General features: G+C 70.1%; 14 protein-coding genes. 7 read left to right on the top strand and 7 right to left on the bottom strand.

The window, feature by feature from the left end; genetic code table 11:
* Positions 1-110: 110 nt before the first annotated feature.
* Positions 111-1526 carry a dihydropyrimidinase gene (hydA, locus tag SANBI_RS11895; RefSeq protein ID WP_319155271.1) on the bottom strand — a complete coding sequence of 472 codons (1416 nt, stop codon included), beginning with the start codon at positions 1524-1526 and terminating at the stop codon, positions 111-113.
* A gap of 142 nt (positions 1527-1668) precedes the next feature.
* On the bottom strand, positions 1669-2517 hold the full coding sequence (locus SANBI_RS11900) for a nitrilase-related carbon-nitrogen hydrolase (protein ID WP_319155272.1): 849 nt from the start codon (positions 2515-2517) through the stop codon (positions 1669-1671).
* A gap of 180 nt (positions 2518-2697) precedes the next feature.
* Here SANBI_RS11900 and SANBI_RS11905 point away from each other — a divergent pair, with 180 nt between their 5' ends.
* Complete coding sequence (locus tag SANBI_RS11905) at positions 2698-4044, top strand: aminotransferase class I/II-fold pyridoxal phosphate-dependent enzyme (protein WP_319155275.1); 1347 nt, start codon at positions 2698-2700, stop codon at positions 4042-4044.
* 98 nt (positions 4045-4142) lie between these two features.
* Here the strand turns inward: SANBI_RS11905 and SANBI_RS11910 are convergent, their stop codons facing one another.
* The 4 genes from SANBI_RS11910 to SANBI_RS11925 form a co-directional block, all read right to left on the bottom strand.
* On the bottom strand, positions 4143-5906 hold the full coding sequence (locus SANBI_RS11910; RefSeq protein WP_319155277.1) for an ABC transporter ATP-binding protein: 1764 nt from the start codon (positions 5904-5906) through the stop codon (positions 4143-4145).
* A gap of 35 nt (positions 5907-5941) precedes the next feature.
* On the bottom strand, positions 5942-7666 hold the full coding sequence (locus tag SANBI_RS11915; protein WP_319155279.1) for an ABC transporter substrate-binding protein: 1725 nt from the start codon (positions 7664-7666) through the stop codon (positions 5942-5944).
* Positions 7667-7839: 173 nt separating this feature from the next.
* Complete coding sequence (locus SANBI_RS11920) at positions 7840-8922, bottom strand: ABC transporter permease (protein ID WP_319155281.1); 1083 nt, start codon at positions 8920-8922, stop codon at positions 7840-7842.
* A complete protein-coding gene (locus SANBI_RS11925) occupies positions 8919-9860 on the bottom strand; it encodes an ABC transporter permease (protein WP_056129838.1) in 942 nt (313 codons plus the stop codon). Before SANBI_RS11925 ends, SANBI_RS11920 begins: the two co-directional genes overlap by 4 nt.
* A gap of 413 nt (positions 9861-10273) precedes the next feature.
* On the opposite strand from SANBI_RS11925, the gene valS reads away from it, so the two are divergent.
* The 6 genes from valS (at position 10274) to SANBI_RS11955 (ending at position 18054) form a co-directional block, all read left to right on the top strand.
* The gene (gene valS / locus SANBI_RS11930) at positions 10274-12997 is read left to right on the top strand and encodes a valine--tRNA ligase (protein ID WP_319155285.1); all 2724 of its coding nucleotides are present in this window, start codon (positions 10274-10276) and stop codon (positions 12995-12997) included.
* Between the two features lie 123 nt (positions 12998-13120).
* Entirely contained in the window at positions 13121-14920 is a 1800-nt protein-coding gene (locus tag SANBI_RS11935) for an AMP-dependent synthetase/ligase (RefSeq protein ID WP_319155287.1), read from the top strand.
* Between the two features lie 136 nt (positions 14921-15056).
* Positions 15057-15512, top strand: a complete 456-nt coding sequence (locus SANBI_RS11940; protein ID WP_319155291.1) for a hypothetical protein — start codon at positions 15057-15059, stop codon at positions 15510-15512.
* Between the two features lie 75 nt (positions 15513-15587).
* Positions 15588-16382: a transporter substrate-binding domain-containing protein gene (locus tag SANBI_RS11945; protein WP_056129830.1), complete on the top strand. Its 795-nt coding sequence runs from the start codon at positions 15588-15590 to the stop codon at positions 16380-16382.
* A 5-nt stretch (positions 16383-16387) separates the two neighbouring features.
* Positions 16388-17245, top strand: coding sequence for an amino acid ABC transporter permease (locus SANBI_RS11950; RefSeq protein WP_319155294.1), 858 nt, complete (start codon positions 16388-16390; stop codon positions 17243-17245).
* A complete protein-coding gene (locus tag SANBI_RS11955; RefSeq protein ID WP_319155296.1) occupies positions 17242-18054 on the top strand; it encodes an amino acid ABC transporter ATP-binding protein in 813 nt (270 codons plus the stop codon). The genes SANBI_RS11950 and SANBI_RS11955 overlap by 4 nt, the downstream gene beginning before the upstream one ends.
* A 223-nt stretch (positions 18055-18277) precedes the next feature.
* Here SANBI_RS11955 and SANBI_RS11960 read toward each other — a convergent pair whose 3' ends face one another.
* On the bottom strand, positions 18278-19474 hold the full coding sequence (locus SANBI_RS11960; protein WP_319155298.1) for a baeRF2 domain-containing protein: 1197 nt from the start codon (positions 19472-19474) through the stop codon (positions 18278-18280).
* Positions 19475-19566: the final 92 nt, after the last annotated feature.

The following is a 19566-nucleotide window of genomic DNA, read 5'->3' on the forward strand; positions in this document are numbered from 1 at the left end:
GGGCTGGGGATGCTGGTGAGAGCCGGTCGGCGCGTCAGCCGGTCCGGCCACCGCACGGTGGGTGCGGATGGAGACCGGCGGGCTCCGAGGCAGGGGCCCGGGGGGACCCGTCAGATGAGGTACTGCGACAGCCCCCGCTTGACGTACCGCCCGTGCCCGGGGCGACCGTGGTACTCGCCGCCCTCGATGAGGACCTTCCCGCGGGACAGCACCACGTCCACGTGCCCGTCGACCTCGAAGCCCTCCCACGCGGAGTAGTCGAGGTTCATGTGGTGCGACTCGACCGAGATGCTCGTGTGCCCCGCAGGGTCGTACACGACGACGTCGGCGTCGGCCCCGGGCTGGATGACGCCCTTGGTCCCGTACAGCCCGAACATCCGGGCCGGCGTGGTGCAGCAGATCTCGACCCAGCGCTCGAGCGAGATCTTGCCGGTCACCACGCCCTGGTAGATGAGGTCGAGCCTGTGCTCGACCGAGCCGATCCCGTTCGGGATCTTCGTGAAGTCGCCGACGCCCATCTCCTTCTGCCCCTTCATGCAGAAGGGACAGTGGTCGGTGCTCACGAGCTGCAGGTCGTTGGTGCGCAGCGAGCGCCACATGTGCTCCTGGTGACCGTCGGCCCGCGAGCGCAGCGGCGTCGAGCACACCCACTTGGACCCCTCGAAGCCCGGGGCGCCGAGCTGCTCCTCGAGGGAGAGCCACAGGTACTGCGGGCAGGTCTCGCCGAAGACGTTCTGCCCGGTGTCGCGGGCCTCGGCGATCCGCTGCGCGGCCTGCTTCGCCGAGACGTGCACGACGTACAGGGGCGCCCCCGTGAGCTCGGCCAGACGGATCGCGCGGTACGTGGCCTCCTCCTCCGTCTGCCACGGACGGGTGAGCCCGTGGTGGATTGGGTCGGTGTCCCCGCGCTGGAGAGCCTGCTGCTGGAGCAGGTCGATGACCGACCCGTTCTCCGCGTGCATCATGAGCAGCCCGCCGTTGTTCGACACCCGCTGCATGGCCTGGACGATCTGCCCGTCGTCGGAGAGGAAAACGCCCTTGTAGGCCATGAAGAGCTTGAAGCTCGACACACCCTCGTCGATGAGCGTGTCCATCGCCGCGAGGGACACGTCGTCCACGCCGCCGATGATCTGGTGGAAGGCGTAGTCGACCGCACACTTCCCGGCGGCCTTCTCGTGCCACGCGGCGAACTGCGTGAGCACGTCCTGGCCGGCGTACTGGACCGAGAAGTCGATGATCGTCGTCGTGCCGCCCCACGCCGCGGCCCGGGTCCCCGTCTCGAAGCTGTCCGAGGCGAAGGACCCGCCGAAGGGCATCTCCATGTGCGTGTGGGCGTCGATCCCGCCCGGGATCACGTACTTGCCTGTCGCGTCGATCCTGCGGTCGACCCCGGCGAGGAAGGTCTCGCCCAGGACGGCCGAGCCAGGTTCGAGGACGGCGACGATCGTCTCGTCCTCGACGAGGACGTCGGCCAGCCCCGTCCCTGTCGCGTTGACGACGGTCCCGCCGGTGATGAGCGTGTACATGGGTCTCCTGGAGGTCGGAGGGCTTGGGCTGAGCGGGGTACAGACGCGGGGTCGGGCACGCGGTCCAGGTCGGACGGGTCCGGGCCGGACGCGCGGTCCAGGTCGGACAGAGCCGGGCCGGACGAGGCCGGACCTGCCTAGGTCACGGCGCGACGAGCGCCTCGTACGCGTCCGGGCGGCGGTCGCGGAAGAACTGCCAGCGCTCGCGCACCTCACGGACCTTGTCCAGGTCGATGTCGCGGATCAGCAGCTCGGGCTCGGTCGACGAGCCCATCTCGCCGACCAGGGCGCCGTCAGGTCCGACCACGTAGGAGGAGCCGTAGAAGTTCACGGCCTCGTCCCCGAACTCGCCGTCCTCGAGCCCGACCCGGTTGGTCGCCACGACGAACATCCCGTTGGCGACAGCCGCTGCCGGCTGCTCGATCTCCCACAGCCGGTTCGAGATGCCAGGAGCCGTGGCGTTCGGGTTGAACACGATCTCGGCGCCGCCCAGGGCGAGCGCACGCCACCCCTCGGGGAAGTGACGGTCGTAGCAGATGTTCACTCCGATCGTGCCGACGGCCGTGCCGAAGACCGGGTACCCGAGGTTGCCGGGACGGAAGTAGAACTTCTCCCAGAACTTCGGCAGGTGCGGGATGTGGTGCTTGCGGTACTTGCCGAGGTAGCTGCCGTCCGAGTCGATCACCGCAGCCGTGTTGTACAGGACGCCAGGCTGGTCCTCCTCGTACACCGGGAGCACGATGACGATGTCGAGCTCCTTGGCGAGAGCCTGGAAGCGCTCGGTGATCGGACCGGGCACCGACTCCGCGTACTCGTAGTACTTCGTGTCCTGGACGATCCCGAAGTACGGGCCGTAGAAGAGCTCCTGGTAGCAGATGATCTTCGCGCCCTGGGCCGCCGCGTCACGGGTGAACTGCTCGTGCTTGGCGAGCATGGACTCCTTGTCGCCGGTCCACGTCGCCTGGGTCAGTGCTGTCCTCACGATTGTCACGCGGACACCTCGCCTCTCCTCGTCGCCGCCTTCACCTGGCGGGCTGATGGGTGTGACTCTCGGCCTTGAACATTTCCGCGGCGTGTCCCCACGTAACGTCCCCGAGAACGCTCGTGTCGGTCGTGTTAACTCTCCGGCCAGCCGCTCTGCGCCTGCCCCTGGGCCCCACAAGATCAGGGCATGGACCTCGCCGAGCTCGTGACAGACCGCACGCCCGCAGGGATCGCCGCGACCCTCGCGCGGCTCATCAGGTCCGGTGAGATCGCGGCCGACGAGCGCATGCCGACGGTCCGGGACGTCGCCGCCCAGCTCCGGGTGAGCCCGGGGACGGTCTCCGGGGCGTGGCACGCCCTCGCCGAGGCCGGACTGGTGCGCACGCGCGGGCGGGCCGGCACCTTCGTGCTGAGCCAGCGGTCGACCTGGTTACCGCCGCGGTACAGAGACCTCGCCGCGGGCGACCAGGTCCCGTACCGGATCGACCTGTCGTCGGGCACCCCCGATCCTCAGCTCCTGCCCCCGCTCGGCGTCGCCTTCGCCAGGCTCGCCCGACGGACCCAGGGAGCCACGACGTCGAGCTATCTCGGCCCGGCGCTCATCGCACCGCTCGAACGTCGCCTGCGGGCCGACTGGCCCTTCGTGCCCGAGGCGCTCACGGTCGTCGACGGCGCCATGGACGGGCTGAGCCGGGTGCTCGAGCTCCGCGTGAGTCTCGGGTCGCGCGTCGCGGTCGAGAACCCGTCCTTCCCACCCTTCTACGACCTGCTCGACCACCTCGGTGCACAGACCCTCGGGGTCGACGTCGACGAGCACGGCATGAGGCCCGACGGTCTCGCGCGGGTCCTCGACGACGGGCCGGGCGTCGTGCTGCTCCAGCCGCGGGCGCACAACCCGACGGGGGCGTCGCTCACCGCTGCGCGGGCCGCCGAGCTCGCCGACGTGCTGCGCCGCCACCCACGGGGCCGCGACGTGCTGGTCGTCGAGGACGACCACTCCGGGAGCATCTGCCAGGCGCCCGACGTGAGTCTCGGGACGCACCTGCCCGACCAGGTCGTGCACGTGCGGTCCTTCTCGAAGTCCCACGGACCCGACCTGCGCATCGCCGCGATGTCAGCGCCGGCCGACCTCATGCGCGACGTCGTCGCCCGGCGGATGCTCGGCCCCGGATGGACCAGCCGCATGCTGCAAGAGGTGCTGCTCGAGCTGCTCACGGACTCGACGGTCCGGGAGAGCGTCGCCCAGGCCAGGAACGCCTACGCACTGCGGCAGCGTGAGGTCGCCCGCGCTGTGCGTGCGACCGGCGCGGAGCTGCGGGCCGGCGACGGGATCAACATGTGGCTGCCGGTCACCGACGAGCGCGCCGCGACAGTGCACCTCGCGGCGCTCGGGATCCGCTGCGCCCCCGGGGCGCCCTTCACCACAAGCACCCCGAACCCACCCGGCGGGCACCTGCGGATCTCGCTCGGGCAGGTGCGGCACGGGTACGAAGAGGTCGGGACGGCGTTGGGCGTCGCGGCGCAGCAGCGGTGAGCGGCGCAGCAGTCAGTCAGGAGCGGTGCAGCAGCCGTGAGCAGCGCACGGTTCGGCGCGTGAGCGGCGCGTGGTTCAGCACCCGAACATCGCGCCGCTCAGCGCGTGAGCGTCAGCCAGTGCGCGCGACGCTCCGCCTGGACCGTGGGGTCCGCGACCGGCGCCGCCGCGAGCAGCCGCTGCGTGTACGGGTCCTGCGGGGAGCCGAGGACGTCGCGAGTCGGTCCCTGCTCGACGATCCGTCCCTGGTGCATCACCGCGACGCGACCCGTGACCCGCTCGACGACAGCCAGGTTGTGCGAGATGAACAGGCACGAGAAGCCGAGCCTCTGCTGCAGGTCCGCGAACACCTCGAGGATGCGCTGCTGGACCGACACGTCGAGCGCGCTCGTCGGCTCGTCGGCGATGAGCACGTCAGGGTCGAGGGCCACAGCCCGGGCGATCGACACGCGCTGACGCTGCCCGCCCGACAGCTCGTGCGAGAACCTGTCGGCGAGGTCGGGCGAGAGCTGGACGATCTCGAGGAGGTGCGCGACGCGGTCGCGGAGCTCAGACCCGCGCAGCGAGGTGTGCAGCCCGAGGGGCTCACCGATCGCCTGGGCGATGGTCCAGCGAGGGTTGAGGGTCGACGCGGGGTCCTGGAACACCACACCGACGCGCTTGCGGACGGCCAGCTGCTCCTTGCGGGACGCCTCGCGCAGGTCCACGTCGCAGACCCGCACCGAGCCGGAGGTCGCCGGCACCAGACCGGCGAGCACCTGGCCCACGGTCGACTTGCCGGAGCCGGACTCCCCCACCAGGCCGAGCATCTCGCCTCGGTCGATGCGCAGCGTCACTCCGTCGGCGGCGTGGACCGGAGCCGAGCGCCGTGCGCCCGGGTAGACGACATGGAGGTCGCGGAGGTCGACGGGGGGTGCTGCAGGTGCAGGCGACGGGGCCGCAGCGGCCCGCGCGTCGCTGGCGGTCGTGGTGGTGGAGCGACGGACCGGCGTCTCTGGGTCTGCCGCGACGAGCGCCTCCGCCTCGGGCAGCGCGCCGAGCCGCGGCACGGCGTCGAGCAGCTCCCGGGTGTACGCGTCCTGTGGGTCGGAGAACAGCGTCGCAGCCGGCGCCTTCTCGACGACCAGCCCGCGGCGCATGACCACGACGTCGTCGGCGAGGTCGGCGACCACGCCCATGTCGTGGGTGATGAGCAGGATCGCCATGCCGCGCGAGTCCCGCAAGGACCGCAGCAGCTCGAGGATCCCGGCCTGGACCGTCACGTCGAGCGCTGTGGTGGGTTCGTCGGCGATGAGCGCGACGGGGTCGGCGCTCAGTGCCATCGCGATGAGCGCGCGCTGCAGCTGTCCGCCCGAGAGCTGGTGCGGGTACGAGCGGGCGACCCGCTCAGGGTCGGTCAGCCCGACCTCGTGGAGCAGCTGTAGCAGGCGCTCGCGCGCCTGGGCGCGCGAGACCTTGGCGTGGGTGCGGACGGCCTCGATGATCTGCCACCCGATGGTCAGCACGGGGTTCCAGGCGTTCATCGGCTCCTGGGACACGAGCCCGACGACACCGCCCCGGACACCCCGCAGGGTGTCCGAGGAGGCGCCGACGAGCTCGACGGGCCCGCCGCGGCGGGCCCCGTCACGGCCGGGCTCGCTGCCGAGGTGCTCGGCGTCGAGCCGGATGCTGCCGGCGACAGTCGCCGTCGCGGGCAGCAACCCGAGCACAGAGAACGCCGTGACGCTCTTGCCCGAGCCGGACTCGCCCACGAGGGCGAGCACCTGCCCGCGCTCGAGCGTCCAGGACACCCCGCCGACGGCGGGGGTGTCCTGGCCTTCGAACCGGACGGTCAGCCCGTCCACAGTGAGGAGTGGCACCATGCTCTCGGCGTTCTCTGTGTTCTCGGCGTTCGTGGTCACTGGCTCAGCGATGCCTTGAGGTAGTTCGGGTAGGCCGGGAACGCGGGGATGTAGAAGTTCTGCACGTTGGAGCCGTGCAGGAACGAGTTCCGCGTGTAGATGAGCGGGACGACGGGCGACTGCTCCATGATCGCGCGGTCGGCCTGGGCCCACAGGGCCCCAGCCTTCTCGACGTCGATCTCGGCGGTCGCCTGGGCGATGAGCTCGTCGACGGCCGGGTCGGAGAACCGCGCCAGGTTGTAGCCGCCGTTGCCGATCTGGCTCGAGTCGAAGAGCGGCTGGATGTTGCCGTTCGCGCTCGGGAAGTCCGGCTGCCACGAGCTGATCGTCAGGTCGTACTCACCCGTGCCCTGGGTGAGGGTCTGGACCGCAGCGAGCTGCGCCTCAGGCTTGATGGTCACCTGGAAACCGGCACGCTCGAGACCCTGCTCGACGGCCTGCGCCTGCGAGAGCGACACGGAGTCGTCCTCGGAGAGCAGCACGAGCTCACGGCTGGTCGGGTCCCAGCCGGACTCCGTGAGGAGCTCCTTGGCCTTGTCGACGTCACCGGCCGCGTCGGCCTCGTAGAGGTTGAAGTCTTCACGACCCTCGATGCCCGGGGTGATGAGCGTCGTGGCCAGCGCCCCGCCGGTCTCTCCACCGGAGGCGACCTGGAAGGCCTGCTTGTCGACCGCGTACTGGATCGCCTGGCGGACCTTGACGTCGTCGAGGCCCTCACGCTCGGTGTTGATGGCGAGGTAGGCGAGCGCCCCGGCGTCGGAGGTCACCAGACGCTCCTTGGCGGAGGGGTTGTTCGCGACCTGCGCGAGCTGGGCCGGCGGGACGAAGCTCGCACCGAAGGCGTTCTTGTCGTCGCCCGCGTCGGCGATGAGGCGCTGCGCGGTGACAGTCGCGTCCTGCCCGAGGGAGAAGACGATCGAGTCGGGTCCGGCGGTGCGGACGTCGTCGCTCTCCTCGGTCCACTTGTCGTTGCGCTCGAGGGTGACCGAGACGCCCTGCTTCGTGTCGACGACCTTGTAGGGGCCCGACGCGACAGGCTGCTGCGTGTAGGTCGCGATGTCGTCCTGCGCCTCGGGGACCGGGGCGAAGGCCGGCTGCGAGACGATCCACGGCCAGTCGCCGTAGGCGGACTTCAGGCGGAAGATGATCGTCTTGTCGTCAGGGGTCTCGATCGACGCGAGGTCGCCGCCCGTGTAGGGGCCCGCGTACTCGTCACCGCCCTCGAGGAGGCTCTTGTGGTAGCTCAGACCGCCCGAGAGCTCAGGCGCGAAGGACCGCTCGATGCCGTACTTGATGTCGGCCGACGTGATCGGCGTGCCGTCCTCGAAGAAGATGTCGTCCTTGAGGGTGTAGGTCCACGTCGTGCCGTCGTCGGACACCGTGCCCGTGTCGGTCGCGAGGTCGGGGACCACGACGCCGGGCTTGCCGGGCTCGACGCCCCAGGTGGTGAGGCGTCGCTCGACGAGGCCGAGGGTCGTGATCGCCAGGTTCTGGCTCTTGGCCGGGTCCCAGTTGATCTCGGTGGCCGACGTGAGGATGGTCATGGTGCCACCCTTCTCCGTCGTGCCCGTCGAGCCCTGGGTGCTCGGGGCGGTCGCGTCGTCGTCGCCACCGTTCGCGTTGCAGGCGGTGAGGGTGAGCGCGAGGACTGCGGTCGCGGCTGCGGCCTTGAGCAGGGTCGGGCGCGCAGCGCGGGTGCTGCGAGGTCGTGATGCGTTCATCGGGGGTCGTGCCTCTCGAGGAGCTGGTGCTTCGGGGTGCGCTCGCGCGGTGTCGCGCGGCGCCAGGTCACGGGGCGCGCTGAGTCAGCGCTGTGTACATCGCTGCATGACCAGCGACCCGAGCACGGCGGGACCAGACGTCCCAGCGCGTCGCACGACCACCTGGGCGCGGCTCATGAGCGCGCCCTCGGGTCGAGGACGCCGTAGACGAGGTCGACGACGAAGTTCGCCACGATGATGATCGCGGCCGAGAAGAGCGTGACGCCGACGAGGATCGGCAGGTCGAAGTTGCCGACGGCGTCGAGCAGGAGCGAGCCGAGACCGGGCATCGAGAACACTCGCTCGGTGATGACCGCGCCGCCGAGCAGCGACCCGAGGTCCAGGCCGAACAGCGTGATGACAGGGATCATCACGTTGCGCAGCGCGTGCCGGGTGATGACCCGACCCTCGGTGAGCCCCTTGGCACGGGCCGTCCGGATGAAGTCCTGCCCCATGACGTCGAGCATCTGGGCACGGGTGAGCCGTGCGTAGACGGCCGCCGAGAGCAGCGCGAGCACGGTCCACGGCAGCACGAGGTGCCACGCCCAGTCGAGGGGGCTCTCGGTGAAGGGCACGTAGCCGGACACCGGGACCATGTCGAGGGTGAAGCCGAACAGCAGGATCGCGAGCAGACCCACGAGGTAGCTCGGGGCAGACACGCCAGCGATCGCGCCGAGGATGATCAGACGGTCGACGGCGGTCCCGCGCTTGATCGCAGCGACCACCCCGGACACCACGCCGACCAGCAGCCACAGCACAGCGGCACCCACGGCGATCGAGACCGTGACGGGCAGGCGGCTGATGATGAGGTCCGTCACCGACTCGTTGAGCCTGAAGGAGTACCCGAGGCACGGTGTCGCGCAGTCGATGGCCGTCGCGCCAGCCCCGAAGGTCCGCCCCGCGAAGATCCCGCCGAGGAACAGCAGGTACTGCTTCCACGGCGGCTCGTCGAGACCCATGTACCCGCGGGCTGCCTCGAGGCGCTCCGGCGTGCACGGACGACCGCAGGCGAGCTGGGCAGGGTCTGCCGGGAGCAGGACGAAGACGGCGTAGGTCAGGGCCGAGACGATGAGCAGCACGACGACCATGCCGCTCGCCTTGCCGAGCACGAAGCGTGCCGTGCGTGCCGCGCTCGTGCCGATGCCCGCCGAGCGGGCGGCTGCGGTGCTGCCGGGACCCTGGACGACAGGGGTGCTGGCGTTCTGGTGGTCGCTCATGAGCGGACCCCCCTCGAGCGTGGGTCGAGGGCGTCGCGGAGGCCGTCGCCGAAGACGTTGAAGGCCAGGGTGATGAAGAACAAGGCCGCTCCGGGGAAGACGAGGTACATCGGCGTGACCGAGAACCAGGTGACGGCGTCACCGATCGACCGGCCCCACGACGGGGTCGGCGGGGCGACACCCACACCGAGGAAGGACAGCGCCGCCTCGGAGCCGATGGTGGCCGGGATGGTGATCGTCGAGAACACGACGATGGTCGCGCTGAGGTTCGGCAGGATCTGCTTGAACAAGATGTGGCTGTGCCGGGCGCCGAGGGCTGTCGAGGCGCGGACGTAGCCCTGCTTGCGCAGCGAGAGCACCTGACCGCGGACCACCCGGGCGATCGACGCCCACCCGAAGAACCCGATGATGAGCACGAGCAGCAGCACCCTGGGGAAGGACACCGGGACGATCGCGCCGAGGGCGATCATGAAGATGAGGCTAGGGAACCCGAACATCACGTCGATGACGCGGCTCGCAAGGGTGTCGACCCAGCCCCCGAAGTACCCCGCGACGAGCCCGACGACAGTCCCGAGGAGCATCGCGACCACCGTCGCACCGAGCCCGACCACGAGCGACGTCCGCGAGCCGTGCACGACGATCGAGAAGAGGTCGCGGCCCGTCAGCGGCTCGACGCCGAACCAGTGCTCTGCGCTGATCCCACCGCCGAAGCCTGCCGGCGCACCTGACGCGTCGAGGGCGTCGAGGTGGTACGTGTACGGGTCGTTGCCCGACAGCGAGGAGAGCAGCGGCGCGAAGATCGCGACGAGCAGGAAGAAGACGATCGTGACGAGACCGGCGACGGCGAGGCGGTCGCGGCGCAGACGCGCCCACAGCGAGACGCTGCGAGAGGTCTTGGCGGTCGTCACGGGCCCGATGATGTCGCGGTCGATCGACATGGGCGTGGGGTCCTTACAGGGTCGGCGGAAGAGAGTGGCGGCGGCTGAACCGACAACACATCTCGTTCACGATTGCTTCCCTGGTCTCCTGAAGGCCGGAACCCCGGCGTGCTCCCGACGAGTCGTCGGGAGGTGATCGACAGACCACGCTCGGCGCAGTCCGTCCTCACACGATACGGCACGGGACCACCTGTCCCGCCAGAGGTGACGCGGTTCTCACTCGGTGAGACTGTCCCGCCCCCGCGAGCGCGGGATCACCGCTGTCTGGCCTCAGTCGGGTCGTCCACCCTGCGGGACGCCGCTCCTCTCGTCGCTGGTGAGCCAGACGTCACGGGCCGCTCGAGGTGTGCTGCGGCGTCCACAGGCCGCGCCGGAATCCCAGAACCTCCTGCGCATCTGGAAAGATGGCCCCCATGAGCTCACCCGACGTCTCCGCACCTGTCCCCGAAGCGCCCGACACCCGACCCGTGGTCGCGACGGTCAAGCAGGTACCCGAGAAGGTCAGCCTCGACGGTCTCGAGGGTCGCTGGGACTCCGCCTGGGCCACCGAGGGCACCTACACCTTCGACCGCAGCGCCGAGCGCGCCGACGTCTACTCGATCGACACCCCTCCCCCCACGGTCTCCGGCTCGCTGCACGTCGGGCACGTCTTCAGCTACACCCACACCGACGTCGTCGCCCGCTTCCAGCGGATGCGCGGCAAGTCCGTCTTCTACCCGATGGGCTGGGACGACAACGGTCTGCCGACCGAGCGCCGGGTGCAGAACTACTACGGCGTGCGCTGCGACACCTCGCTCCCCTACGTCGAGGGCTACGAGCCCCCGCTGCAGGGAGCCGAGGGCAAGAGCGTCAAGGCGGCCGACCAGCAGCCGATCAGCCGCAAGAACTTCATCGAGCTGTGCGAGCGCCTCACGGCCGAGGACGAGCAGCAGTTCGAGGCGCTGTGGCGCTACCTCGGCCTGAGTGTCGACTGGGCGCACCACTACCAGACCATCGGGCAGCCGGCCCAGGCGGTCGCGCAGACGGCCTTCTTGCGCAACCTCGCCCGCGGCGAGGCCTACCAGGCCGAGGCCCCGGGCCTGTGGGACGTGACCTTCCAGACCGCTGTGGCCCAGGCCGAGCTCGAGGCGCGCGACTACCCCGGGCACTTCCACAAGATCGCCTTCCACGCGGCCGACGGCTCCGAGGTGGTCATCGAGACCACCCGCCCCGAGCTGCTCCCCGCCTGCGTCGCCCTCATCGCGCACCCTGACGACGAGCGCTACCAGCACCTCTTCGGCACCACGGTCACCTCGCCGCTCTTCGGTGTCGAGGTGCCCGTCCTCGCCCACACGCTCGCCGAGCGCGACAAGGGTGCGGGCATCGCCATGTGCTGCACCTTCGGCGACCTCACCGACGTGCAGTGGTGGCGCGAGCTGCAGCTGCCGACCCGGTCGGTCCTCGTCCGCGACGGCCGCATCACCCGCGAGCTCCCCGAGTGGATCACGAGCGAGCAGGGCACGGCGCTGTTCTCCGAGATGCTCGGCAAGACGACGTTCTCAGCACGCACCGTGGTCGTCGACGCGCTCCGCGAGTCGGGCGACCTCAAGGGCGAGCCCGTCGCGACCCAGCGCAAGGCCAACTTCTTCGAGAAGGGCGACAAGCCCCTCGAGATCGTCACGAGCCGTCAGTGGTACATCCGCAACGGCGGGCGTGAGATGCCCGGCCGCGACCTGCGTGCCGAGCTGCTCGCCCGGGGCGCCGAGCTCAACTTCCACCCGGAGTTCATGCAGGTCCGCTACGAGAACTGGGTCGGTGGCCTCAACGGCGACTGGCTCGTCTCCCGCCAGCGCTTCTTCGGTGTGCCGATCCCCGTCTGGTACCCCGTCGACGAGCACGGGGAGCCGCAGTGGGACTCGCCCATCGTCCCCGACGAGGCGATCCTGCCGATCGACCCGTCCTCCGACGTCCCGGCCGGCTACACCGCCGAGCAGCGTGGCCAGGCCGGCGGCTTCGTCGGCGACCCCGACATCATGGACACCTGGGCCACGTCGTCCCTCACCCCGCAGATCGCCGGTGGCTGGCTGAGCGACCCCGACCTCTTCTCCCGCGTGTTCCCGATGGACCTGCGCCCCCAGGGCCAGGACATCATCCGCACGTGGCTCTTCTCGACGGTCGTCCGCTCGCACCTCGAGCACGGCTCGCTGCCGTGGACCGACGCCGGGATCTCCGGATGGATCCTCGACCCGGACCGCAAGAAGATGAGCAAGTCCAAGGGCAACGTGGTCACGCCGATGGGTCTGCTCGAGGAGCACGGCTCCGACGCCGTCCGCTACTGGGCCGCCTCGGCACGCCTGGGTACCGACGCCGCCTTCGAGGTCGGGCAGATGAAGATCGGTCGCCGCCTGGCGATCAAGGTCCTCAACGCGAGCAAGTTCGCGCTGTCCTTCGCCGGCGAGGACGACCTCGTCCTCGACCCGGCGCTGGTCACCGAGCCGATCGACCGGGCGATGCTCGCCGGTCTGGCCGACGTCGTCGACCGTGCCACGGCCGCGCTCGAGGGCTACGACCACACGAAGGCTCTCGAGGTCTCCGAGACCTTCTTCTGGACCTTCTGCGACGACTACCTCGAGCTCGTCAAGGACCGCGCCTACGGTGCAGGTGCCGAGGCCACCGACGTGACCGCCGAGACGCTGTCCGCCCGGACCGGTCTCGCGATCGCGCTCGACACGCTCCTGCGTCTCTTCGCCCCCGTGCTGCCCTTCGCGACCGAAGAGGTCTGGTCCTGGTGGCGCGAGGGATCGGTCCACCAGGCCGCCTGGCCCACCTCAGACAGCCTGCGCACAGCCGCTGCCGGCACGGACCTCTCGGTCCTGACGGCCTCGGGTCACGCCCTCGCTACGCTGCGCAAGATCAAGTCCGAGGCGAAGGTCTCGATGCGCACGCCGATCCTGCTGGCCGAGCTCGCCGTGCCGCGCGCCTCGCTGCACGCGATCGAGTCGTCGATGGTCGACCTGCGCGGAGCCGGCCGGGTCACCGGCGAGCTCCGCCTGGACATCGCCGCGGACGGCCAGGGTGACCCGGCCGTGCAGGGCGGCATCGTCGTCGTGCGCTCCGAGCTCGGCGAGGCCGAGGCCAAGAAGCCTCGCGGAGCCTGACCCGCTCGACAGCCCGGGGGCGGGCAGCAGCGCCCGCCCCCGCACGTCAGCACCACCCGCACGTCAGCACGACCCGGACGTCAGCACGACCCGCCCCGCCCGATCGCCAGCAAGGATGCCCGCATGATCGAGTTCTCCTCCCCCAGCCTGACCGACGCACCGCACAGCTCGTCGATCAACACCCTGCTCGCCGACCGTGTGCGCAGGGACGGGGGCGGCGTGCTCATCGAGCGCAAGACGCACCTCGGTGACGCCTGGCAGCCCGTGACGGCCCAGCACTTCGCCGACCAGGTGCTCGCCACGGCCAAGGGGCTGCTCGCGCGCGGCATCGAGGTCGGCGACAGGGTCGCGATCATGTCGCGCACGCGCTACGAGTGGACCCTGCTGGACTTCGCGGTGTGGGCCGTGGGTGGTGTCCCGGTGCCCGTGTACGAGACCAGCTCGGCCGACCAGATCCGCTGGATCTGCGGGGACGCCGGTGTGCGCCTGGCCCTCGTCGAGACCTCGACGCACGCCTCGCTCGTCGAGGAGGCCCGCACGACCCTGCCCGAGCTCACCGACGTCCTGGTGATCGACGACGACGCCGTCGACCAGCTGCGTCTCTCGGGCAGCAGCGTCGACACGGCCGAGGTCACCGCGCGCAGCGAGGCCGTCGTCGGCAGCGACCTCGCGACCATCATCTACACCTCGGGCACGACAGGACGCCCCAAGGGCGCCGAGCTCACCCACCGCAACTTCGTGTTCCTCACCCGCAACGGCGTCGAGGGCCTCGGCGACATCTGCGCGGTGCCCGGGGCACGGTCGCTGCTGTTCATGCCGCTCGCCCACGTCTTCGCCCGCTTCGTCCAGGTCTTGTGCGTGACGTCGGGCGCCGTCATGGGCCACACCCCTGACACCCGGAACCTGCTGCCCGACCTCGCGACCTTCCAGCCGACCTTCCTGCTGGCCGTGCCGCGTGTCTTCGAGAAGGTCTACAACTCCTCCGAGCAGAAGGCCGGCAGCGGCGCGAAGCTGCGGCTCTTCCGCTGGGCCGCCAAGGTGTCGATCGCGATGTCCGAGGCCACCTCTGGAGGCCCCGGTCCCTCGGCAGCCCTCAAGGCGCAGCACGCCCTCGCGAGCGCGCTCGTGTACTCCAAGCTACGGTCTGCGCTCGGCGGCAAGGCGCAGTACGCGATCTCGGGCGGGGCGCCGCTCGGCGAGCGGCTCGGCCACTTCTACCGCGGGATCGGTCTGACGATCCTCGAGGGCTACGGCCTCACCGAGACCACCGCGCCCACGGCCGTGAACCGCCCCGGGCTCATCAAGATCGGCACGGTCGGCCCGTCCTTCCCCGGCACGAGCACCAAGATCGACGACGACGGCGAGATCCTCATCGGCGGCGAGCACGTGTTCCGCGGGTACCGCAACAACCCCGAGGCCACAGCCGAGGCCCTCGTCGACGGCTGGTTCCGGACCGGCGACCTCGGGTCCCTCGACGACGACGGGTACCTGCGCATCACCGGCCGCAAGAAGGAGATCATCGTGACGGCGGGTGGCAAGAACGTCGCCCCAGCGATGCTCGAAGACCGCTTCCGCGGGCACCCTCTCGTCAGCCAGTGCGTAGTCGTGGGCGACCAGAAGCCGTTCATCGCCGCGCTCGTGACCCTCGACGCCGAGATGCTCCCGGGGTGGCTGCGCAGCAAGGGTCTGCCGTCGATGGACGTCGTGGCTGCCGGCAAGCACCCGGCCGTCCTCGAAGCGCTCCAGCGCGCCGTCGACAGGACCAACGAGGCCGTGTCCCGCGCCGAGTCGATCCGCAAGATCCACGTGCTCAGCACAGACTTCACCGAGGCGAACGGCTACCTCACCCCGTCGCTCAAGGTGAAGCGTGCCAAGGTCCTCGCCGACTTCAGCGACGAGATCGCCGCGATCTACGCAGGGTGAGAGCAGCGTGACTGGACCCTGCACGGCGGGGCCGTGCGCGTCGGGGCCGGTGCGCCGGGCCGTGCGCGTCGGGGCCGGTGCGACGCGCCCAGCAGCCTGAGGCTGGAGGATCAGACCTGACGATGAGACCGCGACCATGACCAGCGACCCCCAGGACCGCTTCGACGTGTCGATCGACAGGGTCGTGGCGGGTCCTGACGACCTCGCGGTCCAGCTACCTCTCGTCGCGCGCGTCCTGCGGACCGTGCCTGGCCCCGACCGACCGGACTACAGCATCGCCGCGCTGCGGCGACCGCTGCGGCTGCGCAGCACCGTCGACCTGCTCACGGCTGCGGGGGTCGACCCCTCCGGAGCCGACCCGCGCACGACGAGCGTCCTCGACGACGGCTCGGTCGTCGGGCTGGTCTACGGGCTGGTCTTCGCCCCGCGCACAGCGGGCGTCGTGCTCGCCGAGGTCGCGCGGTGGGGAGGCACCGTCGACGTCGCCACGGCGCTCGTGCTGGACCCGAGCCAGATGTCCGACCGTTCGCTGAGGCTCGACAAGATCTTCTACGCGGCTGTCACGTCGGTCACTGTGAGTGCCGGGGCCTGAGTCCTAGCACGCAGCGCCGAGTGAATATGTATCATGGGACATGAATACTCAATCACTCGGCCTCTGAGGTGTCCCATGAACACAGCACGTAGCGCAGCAGCCCTCGTCGCCCTCGGCGGCCTCCTCCTCGCAGGATGCTCGTCCTCGGACGACGCCAGCTCCGACGGCACCGCCGCAGACGGCTCGATCGCGACCATCGCGTCGGGCAAGCTCACGGTCTGCACCAACCCGCCCTTCGAGCCCTTCGAGCTCGAGAAGGACGGCGAGATCGTCGGTTTCGACATGGCCCTCGTCGGCGAGGTCGCAGCAGACCTCGACCTCGAGCTCGCGCCGCTCGCGACAGGCTTCGACGGCATCGAGTCCGGTGCGGCCCTCAACGCCGGCCAGTGCGACATCGTGGCCTCGGGGATCACCATCACGGACGAGCGCAAGGCCAACATGGACTTCTCGGAGCCGTACTTCGACGCCGACCAGGGTCTCCTCGTCGCCGAGGGCTCCGACCTCTCTACTCTCGAGTCCCTCGAGGGCAAGACCATCGCCGTCCAGGTCGCCACCACAGGCGCTGCCTGGGCCGAGGAGAACGGCCTGCAGAGCGTCGTCTTCGACGACCTCGGCGCCCAGGTCCAGGCCCTCCAGACCGGCCAGGTCGATGCCGTCGTCAACGACGTCGCGACGCTCTCGCCCTTCATCAGCGACGGCTTCGAGGTCGCTGCGAACTTCTCGACGGGTGAGCAGTACGGCTTCGGCGTGAAGAAGGGCAACACCGCCCTGGTCAACGCCATCAACACGACGCTCGTCCGCCTCGAGACCGCCGGCACCTACGACGAGCTGTACACCGAGTGGATCGGGACCGCGCCCGCCGAGGGCTGAGACTCATGACGACACCCGAAGCAGCGCCCTCCGCCGTCGCGCCCCGCGCGACGGTGGAGGCTCGTACCCGGATGAGCCCGCGCAAGCGTGCGCGCATCTCCCGCGGGATCCAGTACGGCCTCCTCGTGGTCGCCGTCGTCGTCCTCGCGGTCTCGATCGACTGGAGCCGTGTCGGCGACCAGATCTTCAACGTCGAGGCGGCCCAGGACCTCTTCCCGAAGATCCCCCGGGCCTTCCTCAACACCCTGATGTACACGGCAGCGGCCTTCGCCGTGGGGCTGAGCCTGGGGACTGTGCTCGCCCTGATGAAGCTCTCGTCGGTCGGCGTCTACCGCTGGCTCGCGACGATCTACATCGAGTTCTTCCGCGGCATCCCCGCGCTGCTCGTCGTGATCGCCTTCGCCTACGCCGTGCCGATCGCCCTCGGGGTGTCGATCTCCTCGCTCACCCTCAAGGCTGCGCTCGCCCTCGGCATGGTCTCGGCCGCGTACATCGCCGAGACCCTGCGCGCCGGGATCGAGGCTGTCCCCCGCGGCCAGATCGAGGCGGCCAGGTCTCTGGGCATGTCCCACGGCCGCACGCTGCTGACCGTCGTCATCCCGCAGGCCTTCAGGATCGTCCTGCCCCCCATGACCAACGAGATCATCCTGCTCACCAAGGACACCTCGCTGATCTACCTCATGGGGCTGCTCCCGACCCAGTTCGACCTCACCAAGATCGGCCGCGACGCGCTCTCCAGCGGTTCAGGCGGTGGGCTGACCGGACTGTTCGTCGCCGGCATCGGCTATCTCTGCATCACGATCCCGCTCGGCCTGCTGGCCCGCTGGCTCGAGAAGCGCACCGGGAAGGGATCGCGCTCATGACCCTCACACCTCCTGCGACGACCGAGGGCACCGCGGCTGACGCTGCGCCCGTGGTCCAGGTCCGCGACCTCCACAAGAGCTTCGGCGACAACCTGGTGCTCCGTGGCATCGAGCTCGACGTCACCCCCGGTGAGGTGGTCTGCGTGATCGGCCCCTCGGGCTCGGGCAAGTCGACGCTGCTGCGCTGCGTCAACCAGCTCGAGAGCGCGACGTCGGGGACCATCAGGGTCCTGGGCACCGAGATCACCGACCCGGACATCAACATCGACGCCGTGCGCCAGCACGTCGGCATGGTGTTCCAGCAGTTCAACCTGTTCACACATCAGACCGTTCTCGAGAACTGCACTGTCGCGCAGCGCAAGGTGCTGGGGCGCTCGAAGGCCGAGGCGACGAAGGTCGCGCTCCACAACCTCGAGCGGGTCGGTCTGGCCGACCGCGGCAGCGCGCACCCGACGCAGCTCTCGGGTGGTCAGCAGCAGCGCGTCGCGATCGCCCGGGCGCTGAGCATGGACCCGTCGATCATGCTCTTCGACGAGCCCACCTCGGCGCTCGACCCCGAGCTCGTCGGCGACGTGCTCTCGGTCATGCGCGACCTCGCGCAGCAGGGCATGACCATGATCGTGGTGACCCACGAGATGGCCTTCGCCCGGGAGGTCGCCGACCGCGTCGTGTTCATGGACGGCGGGGTGGTCGTCGAGTCCGGGCCGCCCGCACAGGTGATCGGCGACCCGCAGGAGCCGCGCACCCGCGCCTTCCTCGACAGGGTGCTCAACCCGACGCACACGGACGAGGGGCCGACCGCGGTGTAGGGCTCAGCAGCACTGCAACGCATGTGGCGTAGGGCTCAGCAGCGCTGCGGCGTCGGGCTCAGCGGCTCAGCGCTCCGGAGCACCGGGGGCGGATGCCGCCTGGCGCACCCCCTACAGCACGCGAGAGCGGCGGTGACCACCTCGGAGGTCACCGCCGCTCTGTCGTGCTGTGTCGTCAGCGTCAGCGTCAGCGTCAGCGTCAGCGTCAGCGTCAGCGTCAGCGTCAGCCGAGATTCTCGATGCGGCCTCCGTCGGAGGACATGCTCGGGGCGAGCTCGTCCCCGGGTGTCCCGCTGTCGTGCCAGCGCAGCAGCGCCCCGACGCCGTCGACGAGCGAGAGCGACTCTGCCGGGACGAAGGTCAGTCCTGAGTCTTGACCGAGCGCAGCCCGGACCAGCGCGATGGTCGCCGGCAGCTCGTGCTCGTCCGTCACGGCCCCGAGGTCCGCCAGGTCGTCGCGCGAGGCAGCGATCTGCAGGGGCTCGGCACCGACCCACACCGAGCGGCCGTCGAGCTCGGTGCCGGGCCCGTACTCGTCGGAGAGCAGCAGCTCCTTCACCTGGCCGCGTGCGAGGACCGCGATGACGTCGGCGAGCCCGGTGACTCCCCCGGTGCTGCGACCGTGCTCGAGCCGGAACTCGTCGAGCACCTTCTCCCGGCGCTGGACGCGGAAGGCCTCGAGAGCCTCGGTGATGTTGGCCTCGAAGGCATCCTCGTTGACCCCGTGGCCACGGGAGCCGCCAGCGACGTCGACGACCAGCTCGGCCGTCTTCTTCTGGAGCGCTCCCTTGAGCAGGGCGACCGCTCGGACGTCTCCGCTGAGCAGCAGGACCTCCGGGCGGTGCGCAGCCACCTGACGGTCGACCTCGGTGGCGACAGCCTCGGCGTTGCGCTCCCAGGAGTCTTCCGCGCGGGACTCGATGCGCTTGTGCGACAGCCCTCCCGAGCTCGCCTTGTTGACGACGTCGTGCCCGCCCTCGACAGACTCGTGCTCGGCATAGGGAAGGTGTCCGCCGGCCTCGGACCAGGTGAGGTCCGCACCCAGGCGATCGACGACGATGCGCAGGTAGTCGACAGACTCATCAGCGGCACCCGCTGCCTGCAGGAGCGCAGGGAAAGGTCCGAAGGTGCCCTTCTGGACCGCGGGAGGCGTCTTGGTGACCCTGTCGACCAGCAGACCCGTCTCGTCGGCGACGACGACCCGGCCGTGCGGACCACCGACCCGGGTGGGACGGACGATCTCTTCGCCGATCATGTCGAGGACGGGCGCCGTCGCACCGTCCTTCTCGAGGGATCTGCGGACGCTCTTCCACCTGTTCTCGACCTCGCGGTCGCCTTCGCCTGACCTCGTCGCGTCGATGTACACGGTGACGAACGGTCCGGGCGCGCCCAGCAGGGGCTTGAGCCAGTCGATCTTCATCCAGAGTCCTCGCAGCTGTCTCGTCGGGACGGACAGCCGCGGTCCGGGCTGCCCGGACGACCCAGTCTGTCGCACCTCACCCGGTCACGCCA

The organism is Sanguibacter biliveldensis (assembly GCF_033798665.1).
Classification (GTDB): domain Bacteria; phylum Actinomycetota; class Actinomycetes; order Actinomycetales; family Cellulomonadaceae; genus Sanguibacter; species Sanguibacter inulinus.

Bases quoted from the DNA above. Each gene is read 5' to 3' on its own strand.
- hydA (WP_319155271.1), bottom strand. From the start codon at position 1,526: ATGTACACGCTCATCACCGGCGGGACCGTCGTCAACGCGACAGGGACG.
- SANBI_RS11905 (WP_319155275.1), top strand. From the start codon at position 2,698: ATGGACCTCGCCGAGCTCGTGACAGACCGCACGCCCGCAGGGATCGCC.
- SANBI_RS11910 (WP_319155277.1), bottom strand. From the start codon at position 5,906: ATGGTGCCACTCCTCACTGTGGACGGGCTGACCGTCCGGTTCGAAGGC.
- SANBI_RS11915 (WP_319155279.1), bottom strand. From the start codon at position 7,666: ATGAACGCATCACGACCTCGCAGCACCCGCGCTGCGCGCCCGACCCTG.
- SANBI_RS11920 (WP_319155281.1), bottom strand. From the start codon at position 8,922: ATGAGCGACCACCAGAACGCCAGCACCCCTGTCGTCCAGGGTCCCGGC.
- SANBI_RS11925 (WP_056129838.1), bottom strand. From the start codon at position 9,860: ATGTCGATCGACCGCGACATCATCGGGCCCGTGACGACCGCCAAGACC.
- valS (WP_319155285.1), top strand. From the start codon at position 10,274: ATGAGCTCACCCGACGTCTCCGCACCTGTCCCCGAAGCGCCCGACACC.
- SANBI_RS11935 (WP_319155287.1), top strand. From the start codon at position 13,121: ATGATCGAGTTCTCCTCCCCCAGCCTGACCGACGCACCGCACAGCTCG.
- SANBI_RS11940 (WP_319155291.1), top strand. From the start codon at position 15,057: ATGACCAGCGACCCCCAGGACCGCTTCGACGTGTCGATCGACAGGGTC.
- SANBI_RS11945 (WP_056129830.1), top strand. From the start codon at position 15,588: ATGAACACAGCACGTAGCGCAGCAGCCCTCGTCGCCCTCGGCGGCCTC.
- SANBI_RS11950 (WP_319155294.1), top strand. From the start codon at position 16,388: ATGACGACACCCGAAGCAGCGCCCTCCGCCGTCGCGCCCCGCGCGACG.
- SANBI_RS11955 (WP_319155296.1), top strand. From the start codon at position 17,242: ATGACCCTCACACCTCCTGCGACGACCGAGGGCACCGCGGCTGACGCT.
- SANBI_RS11960 (WP_319155298.1), bottom strand. From the start codon at position 19,474: ATGAAGATCGACTGGCTCAAGCCCCTGCTGGGCGCGCCCGGACCGTTC.